10 protein-coding genes are annotated in these 14,011 nt (G+C 42.5%); 5 read left to right on the top strand and 5 right to left on the bottom strand.

From position 1 onward, the window contains the following. Nucleotides 1-69: 69 nt before the first annotated feature. The 3 genes from iadA to D6V41_RS14065 are packed head-to-tail and all read right to left on the bottom strand — an operon-like array spanning nt 70 to nt 5,765. The gene (gene iadA / locus D6V41_RS14075) at nt 70-1,254 is read right to left on the bottom strand and encodes a beta-aspartyl-peptidase (protein WP_136252163.1); all 1,185 of its coding nucleotides are present in this window, start codon (nt 1,252-1,254) and stop codon (nt 70-72) included. Nucleotides 1,255-1,257: 3 nt separating this feature from the next. Then, the gene (yfcC, locus tag D6V41_RS14070) at nt 1,258-2,778 is read right to left on the bottom strand and encodes a putative basic amino acid antiporter YfcC (RefSeq protein ID WP_136252162.1); all 1,521 of its coding nucleotides are present in this window, start codon (nt 2,776-2,778) and stop codon (nt 1,258-1,260) included. A 44-nt stretch (nt 2,779-2,822) separates the two neighbouring features. Beyond that, a complete protein-coding gene (locus D6V41_RS14065; protein WP_136252161.1) occupies nt 2,823-5,765 on the bottom strand; it encodes a TonB-dependent receptor domain-containing protein in 2,943 nt (980 codons plus the stop codon). Between the two features lie 531 nt (nt 5,766-6,296). On the opposite strand from D6V41_RS14065, the gene D6V41_RS14060 reads away from it, so the two are divergent. From D6V41_RS14060 to D6V41_RS14045, 5 genes are all read left to right on the top strand, one after another. Further along, nucleotides 6,297-8,105: a cyanophycinase gene (locus D6V41_RS14060; protein WP_136252160.1), complete on the top strand. Its 1,809-nt coding sequence runs from the start codon at nt 6,297-6,299 to the stop codon at nt 8,103-8,105. 140 nt (nt 8,106-8,245) lie between these two features. Then, a complete protein-coding gene (locus D6V41_RS18480; RefSeq protein ID WP_277750979.1) occupies nt 8,246-8,374 on the top strand; it encodes a hypothetical protein in 129 nt (42 codons plus the stop codon). Nucleotides 8,375-8,403: 29 nt separating this feature from the next. Beyond that, nucleotides 8,404-8,940, top strand: a complete 537-nt coding sequence (apt, locus tag D6V41_RS14055) for an adenine phosphoribosyltransferase (protein ID WP_136252159.1) — start codon at nt 8,404-8,406, stop codon at nt 8,938-8,940. A gap of 6 nt (nt 8,941-8,946) precedes the next feature. Further along, complete coding sequence (dnaX, locus tag D6V41_RS14050) at nt 8,947-11,202, top strand: DNA polymerase III subunit gamma/tau (RefSeq protein WP_136252158.1); 2,256 nt, start codon at nt 8,947-8,949, stop codon at nt 11,200-11,202. 46 nt (nt 11,203-11,248) lie between these two features. Further along, nucleotides 11,249-11,575: a YbaB/EbfC family nucleoid-associated protein gene (locus D6V41_RS14045; RefSeq protein WP_136252157.1), complete on the top strand. Its 327-nt coding sequence runs from the start codon at nt 11,249-11,251 to the stop codon at nt 11,573-11,575. A gap of 86 nt (nt 11,576-11,661) precedes the next feature. Here the strand turns inward: D6V41_RS14045 and D6V41_RS14040 are convergent, their stop codons facing one another. Both D6V41_RS14040 and D6V41_RS14035 read right to left on the bottom strand, forming a co-directional pair. Then, a complete protein-coding gene (locus D6V41_RS14040) occupies nt 11,662-12,456 on the bottom strand; it encodes a TIGR03915 family putative DNA repair protein (protein WP_136252156.1) in 795 nt (264 codons plus the stop codon). Nucleotides 12,457-12,471: 15 nt separating this feature from the next. Further along, entirely contained in the window at nt 12,472-13,713 is a 1,242-nt protein-coding gene (locus D6V41_RS14035; protein WP_136252155.1) for a putative DNA modification/repair radical SAM protein, read from the bottom strand. Nucleotides 13,714-14,011 lie beyond the last annotated feature (298 nt).

Genomic DNA, 14,011 nt, shown 5'->3' with positions numbered 1-14,011 from the left:
TTTTTGCTTTTCGTTTCATCAAAAACTTAAGAGCTTGCTTGATTATTCTAAAGACGAAGGACCATCGTATTAAAAGTCTTCTAATACTAGAGCTTGTTTGTTATGCAGCATTAGCTTGCCTGTTGAAATAAGTGTTTCGACTGACAAATCATTTTGATTGAGTAGCAGCGCATCTGCATCTGCTCCTACTATCAAATTTCCCTTATTTGTCAGACGCAGAATTTCTGCGGGTGTCGATGTAACTGTTTTAAGTGCTTCTTGTAAAGCTATTTTATGTTCTTTGACCAATTCGCAAAAACTAGAATGAAGACTTTGCACTTTGCCAACTTCTAAACCCACTAAGTGATTATGCTTGTCAAACACGGGCAGACTCGCATTTCCATCAGAACTCATCGTCATTTGACTAAAGGACACGCCTTTCTCTGCGCAGATGGCAATAGCTTTCGCAGCGGGAATTTCACCTTGTGCAATAAAATGGGCATTGGTACTCGTGGTCACATCAATAAAGCCGCCTTTTTCTGTCCATTTCATGCCAGCGTCAAGCAGTTCTTTATTTCTATTGATGTGTGTAGGTAAAAATTGTGAGGCGGGGATATCTGAGCGCTCGATCACCTTTTCGAGTAAAGACAGTTTATCGTTAGAATCGCCAACGTGAATGCTTATCACACCTGCTTTGCCGCTTAGCATTCCTCCCACTCTGGCCTGAGCCGCCGCTTTTGCCAGTTCACGCCAGTGCAACTGACTGCTTCGATGATCAGCAATAGCCAATTCGCCTAAACCAATAAACTCCTCAATCAGCATAATATCGTCAGTAATGCTATTGGTGATTGTTTTTGCCGGATAATGATATGAACCCGTATAAGCATAAACGCTCAAACCATAGTGTTTGAGCGCTCGTGCTTTTGCCAGCATATCACTCAGTGTTCGAGTCGTAGAGTCAGTACCTAAACCTGCAATAATGGTGGTTACTCCCGCATTTATTGCATCCTGTAAGGGCATTTCAGGAGTGCGAGTATGAAACCCACCTTCGCCGCCGCCACCACTAATATGCACGAGTGAATCAATGAACCCAGGCACCAGATAGTGATGTTGGGCATCAATAACGTGAGCAAGCTTTCCATCTTCAATACTCGTAAATGCGTTTTTTTCACTTGCTTCAATCGCCTGTATCTTATTGTTGGCAATCAATACATCGCATATACCAAGCGGAGCAGGAGAAAATACCTGCGCCTGTTTTATTAAAGTAATAAACATTAATTAACTTAATCCTATTGCAACTGCGATCCACATGGTAACAAGTGCAGCAATTATTAGTAGTGTAAAGAGTCGCCAGATAAATTTGAACCAGATACTCCAATCAATTCTTGCGACGCCCAAGCAACCAATTAAGGATGCCGAGGTTGGAATGATAATATTGCTTAGTCCATCGCCAAGCTGAAAGGCCAGCACTGCAATCTGTCTGTTTAATCCGACCAAATCAGAAAGTGGGGCCATTAGCGGCATAGTGATTGCCGCTTGTCCGGAGCCTGACGCCACAAAAAAATTAAATGTCGCCTGGAAGATAAGCATGGCGCTAGCATTCACGTAAGAACTGGTTTCGCCGATCGCATTACTGGCATAGAATAAAAGCGTATTTAACACTGATGGCTCGGTAACATCGTCGCCCCCGAGCACCAATACAATTCCTTTTGCCATACCAACAATGAGTGCTGCTGGTAGTAAGTCTTTAGCGCCTTGCTGAAAAGCTTCTGATAAACCGTTAGCACTCATACGCTTGCCTATCATCGCGATAAAACCACAGGCCAGGCCGATACAGAAAAATTGCGTGGCAATTTCAGGGATATAATACGCGTGCGCAACAACGCCCCAAATTACCCAGGCAAGCCCGGCAAAAAACACCAGCAATATCAGTGAGTCTATATAAGTGTAGTTTGTTTTTAGCGTTTTTTGTTTATCTTTAAAATATTCATTACTTGATAAACTATAGGATGTTTCTGGCCGTAATTTGATTCGATACGCATACCAGAGCGTGAATCCTAAACCTATAAGGGTAAATACCAGCCATAAAATCATTCTGAATCCTTGCCCAGACATAAGCGGCACGTCTGCTATACCTTGAGCAATGGCAACAGAAAAAGGATTCATCCAGCTCGTTGCAAAACCAATTTGAGTCGCAACGTAGGTGATTAACACGCCCGTTATCGCATCATATCCGAGGGCTATCATCAACGGCACGAGGACAATACAGAAGGCAATTGCCTCTTCTCCCATTCCAAATACGGCTCCTCCCAAGGAGAAAAGGGTAAACAGAAGCGGGATGATTAAAACCTGGGAGCTTTTGGTTTTATCAATAAGCGCTAATATGCCGTTATTTATAGCGCCAGTTTGCATAACAACACCAAATGCTCCACCAACAATTAGAATAAACGCTACCACTCCAACGGCAGAGCCGTATTTATTACCTGATACTAAGCCCTCAAATGCGTAATTCATTAAGCCAATTTGATCGCCTGTATCAAATAAAGCTGCACCATTGCTATTCCTTTTGTCTGAAAAGGAAAAGCTATCTGGCTTGATTAAAGTGCGTTGCGTAAGCTGACCATTTACAGTTTTTTCGACCGTATGGGTGACAAAACTTCCAGCGGGGAGCACATAAGTAAGCAGTCCAGCACATAGAATCACAATAAATAAAATGACAAATGCATCAGGCATTTTACTCAATCGTCTAGCCTCGCTGCTTGCCTTGTTATCGCCAGTTAACTTCTCATTTTCAGACATCAATTTTCCTAATGTATGTCAAATATCATGAACTTGCTGCTTGTTTAAAAACGATAGGTGGCCGATACCGTAAAGCGACGGCCGAAGGGATCATGATTAAAGCTATCATATCCTCGCGCAGAGCCGTAGGACACCGGCGCATCTTCATCAAGCAGGTTCTCTATACGCAGACGCAAATCCACATTTTTAAAATAATAACCCGCGCTAAAATCCAATGTGGTCCAAGTATCCACTTCACGGGATTGATTATCTTCGGTAATCTCACCTAAAGCGATTAGTTCGTCTATTTCTCGGCTGCGTAATGCGTCTATATCATCTTGATAGCTGCCCGTAATAAATAGGGTAAAGCCGGCAAACCAATCGTCTGTAACGTAAAACACTTCTGCATTTGCCACTGTTTTAGGATATCGCCAACTGCCCGCTAGTTGCTCGATTTGATCTGAGCCTGGAATGTTGCGCTCAAAGCTGATGTAACGTGTGCCGTCAAAGGAAAGTTCCAAGTCGCCCAATTCTAATTCAAAGGCATGAAATAAAGAGATATCTATTCCGCTGAGTTCTTGAGTGCCAGTATTATCGAGTAATAAAACGTGATCTCTAAATAGCGGAAGCTCTTCAAAGCGAGGTTGTTCAAAGAAAACCCACTCTTCCAAAATCTCGTTTAAATTCGCGCCTGCATCTTCGATAGTGCGTCCTTGTGAGTCAGTATAATCACAAAGGAATGGGTCGTAGCTTATTCCTGTTTCGCCCTCTGGAACCAGTCCGCAGTGGCGCAGGCTTTCATCAGTAAGCGCTGCTGCTAGCACCCCAGTCATATTTGTGTCGACCAAATCCTCATGCTCAAACGCCCAATAATCAATTGTGATATCGGTATTCTTTGTAGGGCTGTAGGCAAAACCGAGACTGTAAGATTCTGATTCTTCAGGTTGCAGATTGGGATTACCTAGCTCAAGCACATTGTTGCCACGGATAAGATTGTCCCCTTCGCAATACAATTCAGCTATAGTTTGATTTGCGCCGCAGTCAAAATCGGCACGTGTTGTGCGAAGTTGAACACCCGCTTGGGTTAACGATGGTGCTCTAAATGCGGTTGACCATGAGCCCCTAATGACGATGTTGTCGCTCGGACGTAAACTAAAACTCGCTTTAGGATTAAAACTGCTGCCAAAATCGTTATAGTCGTCAAATCGACCAGCAAGATTAACTTCTAAAATGTCGCTAAGTGGAATTTGAAATTCAGCATAGGCACCCCACTGAGTGCGTGACGCCTCAGAAAAGCTGGAGCCAAAACCAAACACATCTACCAGGTAGCCATTTTCCAGTCTGGCGCGAGCATCAAGTGAAGGCACATCAGAAATCTCTTCTCTCCTGATTTCCGCGCCAAAAGCCGCAGAGACCATACGTCCATTAAGCTCTAGTAACTCTCCACTTATGCTGCCATCAAGGCCATAAAGCTCACTTGTACCATCGCGCGTTGGAAAGGCTTGAGAGCGTTGCAAAATGGCCAAGTTCTCGGGCGAGCGTGGATCAAATGGGTTATACATACCCAAAAGCGTGGAACCTGCACAAGAGAGAGTATCGCTAGCTTCATCATAATTGGCGATGCTCCCATCTGCGCATAACTCCCCAGCGATGCCAGCGTGATACTGATAGCGATTATAAATGCCGGCGCTCGCCACTTGTTCAGACTCAGAGCGTGACAAGAGAATACCGCTACGCCAATCCCAATCATTTATCACGCCACTAAGCTGGGAAACAAGCCTTGCTGATTTGGTGTCGATTTCAACGGTTCTCGGCGTTGAGAAGCGTGCGTCAAATGCAAAGCCAAATAGCTCTCTTCCCGCAGGCGTGGTAAAGGGGTCGATATAAAGCTCAGCTTCAGTTACAAAATCCTCAGACAAAAACGCTAAAACAGACTCATCAACAAACGGCCCCTCTCTATCGCTTATTTGATTTATTGGAGCTGGTGTAGAAATTGACGTCGATGAACTACTGGAGAACATAAAGTCGGTATTAAAATCTATGTCCCCAAATCGGGTGTTGTAGATAAAACCTAAAGACGCACTTTCTAGGGGTGTCTCCAAATAATCATCTTCATTGCCGTAATAGGCACAAATTTCTTCACCCAATTCGGTAATGACCAAATCATCTGCACAGTTCGGATTACCGATTTCGTTGCCAGAACGCACTGAATTAAAATAAATATTTGGTGTGTTTTTAGGCAGGTAGGAATAACTACTTTCCAGGATAGGCGTTGCCGTGGTTTCTCGGCTGGTCGCGCGAATAGCGCGACGGTCAAAATAATCGGCAAATATTGACAAGTTGCCCTCGCCTAGTTCCATCCCGTAAAACGCTTGTAAACTGATTTCAGACTCATTTGCCGACACTTCAGACTGGCTGTATTGCCCACTTAATTCGAAACCTTGAAAGTCATCTTTTAAAATGTAGTTGATAACGCCCGCAACAGCGTCGGCACCGTAAATTGCCGATGCGCCGCTTGCGAGTATTTCGATCCGCTCGATGGCAGAAAGGGGGATGCTGTTGATATCAACAAAGTTTTCGGTACCTGACGCGAATGAACTGGCAGCCACTCTTCTGCCGTTAATCAAAGTCAAAGTTGATGAGGGCCCCATCCCGCGAAGCGCCGCTGTAGCTTGTCCGGGAGGTGTACTGGTAGATGTTGCACCGCTTTGTGCTGTGGTGAATGAACTGGTTCCACCACGGGTTTGACTGACAGTGCGCATCAATTCGGTCAAGGTATTTACACCTGAACGTTGTATGTCTTGAGCGCTGATTACAGTAAGTGGCTGCGCTCCCTCAAGGTCAACGCCGCGTATATTTGATCCGGTTATATTTATTGTTTCAACTTTTGTGTCGTTTGCACTTTCATCAGCATCGTTATTGTTTTGAATATCGTTACTTTGTGAGTAAGCGGAATGACTAAGAGCAAGTGCAATTGCTAATGCGGTGGTTTTGGCATGAAATTTCATAAATTTTCCTCTAAAAAGAACAAAATATGCATAATTAGTTGGTTTAAAAGCGAGCGAGACTCAGTGAAAACCTGCCAAAACAGCTAAAATGTATTTGAACCTATATTACGAATTAACCTTGTAAGACTGAGTTAAAGTAATGCATGTAGTCGCAATAATGGTAACTTGGCTGTAAACAACTGAGCGTTGAAAAAACCAAAGGAAGGCTATTCGTCGAACCACTCCGACAAATAGTAGTTTTGATATCGATAGGCGCTTAAATTAGGCGCTTTTTTAATCATAGTATTGTGTGTAAACCAAATATTTGGTTTTACTCCGTGTCCAATCCGAGAGCCTGGTGATTAAAACAATGAAAAATCAATCGGGCGTTATAGCACTACGCTAGCAACAAAATCTAAGGTGAAAATAAAGTTTGCTAGCGGTTGACTTATTAACAGAATTATCACTAGTGTAAATAAATGTCAATCATCAAAATTTGTGACATTGTTTCCACTTTATGTCATAGCTTACTCGTTTAGGATTAGATATTTTATGGGTAGAAATTATACAGCGCTTGTCAGGAACTTTTTGATTTTATCACTTACTACTGCGGCATCATGTTTAGCTGGAACAGACATAAAAAATGAGAATGAGTTTCAGATCATGCTTGCCGGCGGCGCGCTGCATACATGTTCCAGTTTATCTCTTCAAAATTGTAGTTCGACACTTGAAGCGAAGAATTTGCGTAGTGAAATCCTATACCAATTTACTCAAGCTCAGCTAAACAGTCTTAAAGAAACGATTAAAAAATCTTGGGTAAAAGAGGGTGGCGATGCTTTACTGAACATTGTTTTGTTGCTGGAGAAAAAGTTAGGAAATGACGAGCTACCTAAGGACGTCCTGTCAAAAAACGCTTTATTCGATGCATTAGACGAACTAGATCTCTATGAAAAGCTAAATGCCTTACCTGACGCTGCTTATTTTGCTTTTCTTGATCATATGGAACTTGTTCAGCTAGACAGTAATGGCAAACGATTAAAGGAGTTGGCAAGCGTTCCGCTAACAAAAAACACCTCATCTAAGGAGATTTACCATCGCTTTGTCGCCCAAGCATATCGCAAGGCGATGCAACAAGAACAAAAGCCTGTCATATTATTTTCAACAGCATCTTCACGCGATCCTTTCGAGGTGGTGGATTTTTACCAATCAGTATTCGAATCGCTAGATATTGAAGCTGTTTGGTTTCCTGTGGATCAAAGCATGGCTTACGCGCTTGCCAAAAAAACAGAAGTGCCAAATATATGTGAGCGCTTGGATGAAGTCAGAGCCCGTTTTGACCTTTATGACAGAGCGAGAGTTTATCCGACGCTAATCAAAACACAAAAGCATTATTGTGAGCAACCTGAAAAGCTATTAGAACTCGTGCGTTCTAGTCACGGATTGTTTTTTAACGGTGGTGATCAAAGCAAAACACTGGCTAGTTTGATTTTGGATGGGACTGACTTTTCAGACTTTTGGAAGGCAGTAAGCGATAGAGTCAGATTAAATAAAATGATAGTAGGCGGCACAAGCGCAGGAGCGGCAGTGCATGCAGGTCGCGTTTATGAGCAACGACCTATTCCGATGATTTCTAGTGGAACAAGCGAGCAAGCGATTAAACGAGGTGTTTTTCCTGCTTTTGCACCAAGCCAGCGCTGTGCGATGGAGTCTTGCGAAAATGCTTTACAGCCTGACGATGTCACTTATCTGCCCACAGGTGGTTCGGGTCTTTTCGACTTAGGCACAGTCGATACGCATTTTTCAGAGAGGGATAGAGAGGCGAGGCTTATTGCCTTGAGTTTATTTACAAAAACAAGACTGAGTGTCGGCGTGGATGAGACAACTGCACTGCTTTATTCCAGAGAGGACGATTCCGTTAACTTGGAAGTAATTGGAGAAAACGGCGTTTTTATTGTCGATGGGGGGAATCAGGCGCTATTAATCCAAAACGATGTTAGAAAAGAGCATCGACAAATGGCTGGTTTTGCTCATTACTTGTTTTCAGGTATGGCAGCTCAGCTCACATTAAGTGTAGACGATAATCGCAATACGCCCAGTACGTTTACGCTATTAACGCACGAAAAACAGCATCAGACGTATTCTATGATTGATAAAGGAAGCAAAACATTAAAAGCAAAAGAAGAGGGTATCTGGCGAAATATCATTCAGGCGAATTGTTATTTTAAAGAGCCTATTCGTTTTTCGTTATTTGATGCCAATGTTGTACTGGGAACAGACATTAACACCCGGTTTTATGTTGACGAAAAGCGAAAACACTGTGGCTATACGCATTTGCCTTTTGTAATAGATTATTCCTATTGAATGCATTGGTGATCCTAGAGCTTATAAATGGATGTGTTTGCTCAGCTAAATTTACAGCCTTTGCACATATACACCTGTTTTTTTTGGCCCAAATACAGTAGTATTCCGACTCTTTTTTTATTGGTGTTAGGAAGCATTCGATGGCGAATAACGAAGAACATAAAGAAGCATTCAATTGGTGGTATTTTTTCGGTATTGTGGGGGCCTTGGTCGCATTCCCGCTGCTTCACATACTAGCCGGATGGTATGTTTTCTTTTTTAGTCATTAGCATAATAATTCTACACACAAGGACTACTCGTGACAGTTGAGCTCATAAAGCAAGCAGTAACCACTATTCCAGACTATCCAAAACCCGGGATAATGTTTCGTGACGTAACCAGTGTGTTATCACGTCATGATGCCTTTCAGGCTTGTATTGATTTATTAAAAGCAAATTACGCCCATATTAAATTTGATAAAATAGTAGGGACTGAAGCCCGTGGATTTTTATTTGGTGCGCCACTCGCATTGGAACTTGGTGTGGGTTTTGTACCGGTAAGAAAACCTCGCAAATTACCAAGAGAAACGATATCTGAATCATACGAACTTGAATATGGAACAGATGAACTCGAAATTCATAAAGACGCAATTGAAGCGGGCGACAATGTATTAATGATCGATGATTTGCTTGCCACAGGCGGCACCATGGTAGCCACCGCTAATTTAATTCGCCGACTTGGCGGGATAGCAGACCATGCAGGTTTTATTATTTCACTGCCAGATATTGGTGGCGAGCAACGCTTAAAAGACGCTAATATAAAACCCTTTGCTTTGTGTGAATTCGACGGTGATTAAATATTCATGAGCTATCAGGTCCTTGCTCGAAAATGGCGTCCTCAGAATTTTTCGGAATTGGTGGGGCAGCAGCATGTCGTAGATGCGATCACCAACGCACTTGAAAACAATAAGCTGCATCATGCGTATTTATTCACGGGTACGCGCGGTGTCGGAAAAACGACTATTGCGCGAATTTTTTCAAAATCGCTAAATTGCGAAGAGGGACAAAGCGCTAATCCCTGCGGAAAGTGTGACACCTGCAGGGATATAAGTGACGGCCGTTATGTCGATTTACTGGAAATTGATGCGGCTTCTCGTACCAAAGTAGAAGATACTCGAGAGTTACTGGACAACGTTCAGTACCGTCCCACTCGAGGAAAGTATAAGGTCTATTTAATTGACGAAGTGCATATGCTATCAAAGCATAGTTTCAATGCGCTATTAAAAACGCTCGAAGAACCACCAGAGCACGTTAAATTTTTGCTTGCTACAACTGACCCACAAAAGCTTCCCGTCACCATTTTATCGAGATGTTTGCAATTCAGTTTAAAAGCGCTGAGTCGCGAACAGATTCAAAAGCAACTTTCGCATATTCTACATGAGGAAAATATCGCGTTTGAAGAGCAGGGGCTTTCTCAAATCGCGCGCGCAGCTGCGGGAAGTATGCGGGATGCATTGAGCCTGACCGACCAAGCCATTGCACAGGGCAACAATAAAGTAAGCTTGGCAACGGTTGTCAATATGCTGGGTTTACTGGATAAGAATCAAGTATTACGCTTAGTGAAATACATATGTGAACGTGATGCCAATAACGCAATGGAACAACTTGCGCAAATTACGGCCGAATCGCCAGATTATTCACAAGTATTATCTCAGCTTCTTGCATTATTGCACCAGATTGCACTAACTCAAATTGTGCCTGACGTTTGTAAGCTTGAGACTAGCCACGCCAAACCTGTTTATACCCTTGCCAAGTCTGTTTCACCTGAACATATTCAGCTTCTTTATCAAATTGGATTGAATGGCAAGCGAGACTTACCTTATGCACCTGATGCTCTTACCGGCTTGCATATGACTGTTATGCGCATGCTTGCTTTTAGTCCGGCGCAAAATGTGAACTTGGATCTCAGTGATTTAAGCCATGCTGAAGAAGACGATATTACCAGCGACGGTATTACCAACGAAATTAGGCCTGCATCGCAGTTAAAAAAAAACGCTGAAATAGATAAAGCAGAGACTGCTGAAAACCACAAAGATATTCAAAATAGTCAAAGCGCGGAAAAATCTGAAGATCACGAAGCTTCAGAAGAGCTGAATCGGCACAAATTAGCACAACAATCAGCACAAAAACAGCCGGAAGTCGCTTTAGAACAGCCGCAGTCAAGCACAAATAATGACGTGCCCGAATGGGTCAGTGAACAGGCTCCTGTTGCCAGCGATGAAGAACTGAACCTTCCTCCAGAGCAGGATGAGACGATTGATTCATCAGGACAAGTCCATTCCGACAGTTACACAAGCGCGCAAAGCTTGTCTGAAAATAACGAATCAAACGATGACGTTGCAGGGTCCGATATACAAGATTTAGTTAATTTAGCGGATGAGCTTAATGATTATGAGCAGGAAATTTTAGCCTCTGAACCCGTTTCAAAAACAGAATCGCACGCGTCGAAGTCTCCTGAGACTGAACAAATATCGTCTAAAGATGAATTAGTAAAGGATGAAGCCGCCATCGCTCTTGCTGATACAAGCGATGAGGATGAACACATTTCAAACGACGAGGCGCAAGAAAGCGCTCAAAACGCAGTTGAGCCATCTCAAGCACTTGACGCTGATACCATCAGCAGTAACAAGGACTTTGAATTAAGCGCCTATCTTAAAAACGGTGAAAAGCTAGAACGTGCCGCTCAAATCGATAAGTGGAGTCAGTTTGTGGACGCTCTGGATGTTCGGGGCTTGGCAAGACAATTACTCATTCATGGGCGCTCGTCGGGCATAAAGAATAAGCAAATGATCGTTGAAATAAACGAATCACATCACCACCTTAATGAGAAGTCGAGTGTAGAATCTATTCGTCAGGCGCTCAAAGACCAGTATGGGCAAGAGATTGAAGTTACTGTGCAGTATGCAAACGTATCAAATTCGCCTTATGAGCTTCAGCAACAGATAGATGCAATGCGACTTGAGTATGCAAAGAATATTGTCGAAACAGACGCTTCCATTCAGGAGCTTAAAAAAGCGTTTGATGCACGTGTGATACCTGAGTCCATCACATCAAGGTAAAGATAAGATTTTATTGTGAATTTCAATTATTAACAGAGAGGTCAACATGTTCAAAGGTGGCATGGGTAACATGATGAAGCAGGCTCAGCAAATGCAAGAGCGCATGAAAAAAGCGCAAGAAGAGCTGGCTGAGTTAGAAGTAACAGGTGAGTCTGGAGCGGGAATGGTAAAAGTTATCATGACCTGCAATCACAATGTGCGTCGAGTAGATGTGGATGACTCACTGATGGCTGACGATAAAGATATGCTGGAAGATTTAGTGGCGGCGGCAATAAATGATGCGGTAAGACGTGTACAAGAAGCCAGTCAAGAGAAAATGTCCTCAGTCACGGGTGGAATGAACTTACCACCAGGCTTCAAAATGCCGTTTTAAAACAAACGCTCCCGATTAATCGAGATAAGGCTATAAACGCACACTCTTGATCAATGTAGAGTCTGGACAGTGAGTATGTGAAAAAACTAGCTTTTTTTTCCATCAAGTATCATTTTTCGGGCTCTCGCATTTGATTTATTTATCATATCTTCAATCAGTGCTGTTTCAGGCATATTTTTCCAGTACTTTTTGGGCATTGAGCTTAACATCGCGCTTTTTTTAATACGGGCGGGATTAAATATATTGGCGTAATATGTGAGCCAATATTTTTCAATCTGGTCGTCATCAGGGTATGCGCTTGAATCAGGGTTATCTCCCAATGTGAGATTTTCTGTGTCCCAATGAGCTGCACGATAAGGCGTAAGTATTGACCACCGCATATTTTTAAAGCGAGTTTGAAAGAAATTAAGTTTAATTTCCAAGCTAAAATGTTCCGGCTCATACCAAGCCACAAAGTGCTCTTGTTCTTCGATTACAAGCTTCCTAAATCGCAAAAAAGCGCTCATTTTATATGCATCCCGTTTTACCGCTTTGACTAAAGCATTGAGCCGCAGAATGTCGTTATCAGTTTTTAACTGAATGAGGTTTCTATTCTCGAATATCACTCGCCACAAAACCCGATAGCACAATGCAAAGCGGCTAGCATCCTTATGGCACAACGCATATTTAAAAAGCGCCAAGACTGATTTGGGAATACTATGAGTTGCTTTTGGTTCATACACCTTTGTTGTTTGTCCGTTATCGCCAAACAGATCGTCCTGTATTGATTGCGAGCTTTGCCAAATAATCTCCTCCGGCGGGATGGATTGCGCTAAACACGCTCTTGATGCTATACGCCACTCGTCGTATCCAGGTACCGAAGTAATTGAAATGGTTTTCATCTAATGATTATTAACTTACGTAGCGAAAAGCTCAAACTGCTTCGGCTGTTTGAACTGCAGCTCAAAATGTGCGCTATCGAGCAAATGAATAGCGGGTAGATAGTCACTTACACTAATGAAAGGTTTCAATTTTTGTAATGGTAAACGCATTTTGGTGAGGTCGACCCAACTGAGTTTTGTATATCGACGAATTGCCAGAATTTTTTGTACGGTGCGAGCACCAAGCCCCGGCACTCGTAACAAAAGCTGTTTGTCGGCTTTGTTTAAATCAATTGGAAATACATGACGATTGCGTAAGGCCCATGCAAGTTTAGGATCATGCTCCATATCAAGCATGTCATTCTGCAATATTTCATCGAGATTAAATCCATAAAAGCGTAATAACCAGTCAGCCTGATAAAGACGATGCTCGCGCATCAATGGCGCTGGCTTAAGTGGCAAGACCTCAGAAGCATCTGGTATCGGCGAGAATGCAGAGTAATAAACTCGACGCAGTTTTTGTTGCTTATAAAGATTAACGCTCGTTTTTAAAATGATTTTATCACTTGAATCGTCAGCTCCTACAATCATTTGAGTTGACTGTCCGCCAGGAGCAAAACTAGGAGGACGTTTACCAGAATACGATTTATCTGCTTTATGTTCGGCTATTTTGTCTTTTAACGTATTCATTGAGCCATGGATCGCACCTAGGTCCTTCTCTGGCGCATATTTGTTTAATGAAGGTTGCGTCGGCATCTCTACATTGATGCTAAGCCGATCGGCGTACAAGCCAGCTTCCGTTTGCAGTTCAGGTGAGGCATTGGGAATCGTCTTAAGATGAATATATCCCTTAAATCCATGGTCAATACGCAAGGATTTTGCAATACGCACCATGCTTTCCATAGTAAGATCCGGAGAGCCAACAATTCCAGAACTAAGAAACAAGCCTTCAATATAATTGCGCTTGTAGAAATTCAATGTCAAATCTACCGTTTCTTTTACAGTGAAACGGGCACGACGAACGCTACTTGACACTCTATTGATGCAATAATGACAATCGTAGATACAGTAGTTTGTCATCAAAATCTTCAATAACGACACACATCGTCCGTCAGGGGTAAAACTGTGGCATATACCCGAACCACCTGTAAGCGAGCCTATACCAGTTTTATCGGTTTTACCGGCCTTTCGCTTACCTGCCGAACCGCTTGCACATGAAGCATCATACTTAGCTGCATCTGAAAGAATTTCAAGTTTTTGTATCAGTTTGTCTTGCATCGCAGTCTATTACTTTTCCTTATCAATTATAAAAAGACAGTCCGATCACTAATGTCGATTGAAAAGGCTCATATATATCGATAATTGAATTTTAGACAAACAATAGCATACTTTAACTGTATAAATATACAGTTATATGTTATTTATCTTTAAAATAGTAATTAGGATTGTCAAACTGCAAAAAAGAGTCTGAATCAAGAAACGTTCAATGGTAAAGATCGTTTTAATTAGACTAACTCTACGTCTACTTTTTATTATGCGGGTAAGAGGTCGACTATTACACGTTTTAAAAGGACAT

The organism is Ningiella ruwaisensis, assembly GCF_004798935.1.
GTDB lineage: Bacteria > Pseudomonadota > Gammaproteobacteria > Enterobacterales > Alteromonadaceae > Glaciecola > Glaciecola ruwaisensis.
This window is presented reverse-complemented; position numbering and strand designations above follow the sequence as displayed.

Excerpts from the sequence above, each read along its gene's own strand:
- D6V41_RS14045 (WP_136252157.1), top strand. The coding sequence starts at position 11,249 with ATGTTCAAAGGTGGCATGGGTAACATGATGAAGCAGGCTCAGCAAATG.
- D6V41_RS14035 (WP_136252155.1), bottom strand. The coding sequence starts at position 13,713 with ATGCAAGACAAACTGATACAAAAACTTGAAATTCTTTCAGATGCAGCT.
- dnaX (WP_136252158.1), top strand. The coding sequence starts at position 8,947 with ATGAGCTATCAGGTCCTTGCTCGAAAATGGCGTCCTCAGAATTTTTCG.
- yfcC (WP_136252162.1), bottom strand. The coding sequence starts at position 2,778 with ATGTCTGAAAATGAGAAGTTAACTGGCGATAACAAGGCAAGCAGCGAG.
- D6V41_RS14060 (WP_136252160.1), top strand. The coding sequence starts at position 6,297 with ATGGGTAGAAATTATACAGCGCTTGTCAGGAACTTTTTGATTTTATCA.
- D6V41_RS14040 (WP_136252156.1), bottom strand. The coding sequence starts at position 12,456 with ATGAAAACCATTTCAATTACTTCGGTACCTGGATACGACGAGTGGCGT.
- D6V41_RS18480 (WP_277750979.1), top strand. The coding sequence starts at position 8,246 with ATGGCGAATAACGAAGAACATAAAGAAGCATTCAATTGGTGGTATTTT.
- iadA (WP_136252163.1), bottom strand. The coding sequence starts at position 1,254 with ATGTTTATTACTTTAATAAAACAGGCGCAGGTATTTTCTCCTGCTCCG.
- D6V41_RS14065 (WP_136252161.1), bottom strand. The coding sequence starts at position 5,765 with ATGAAATTTCATGCCAAAACCACCGCATTAGCAATTGCACTTGCTCTT.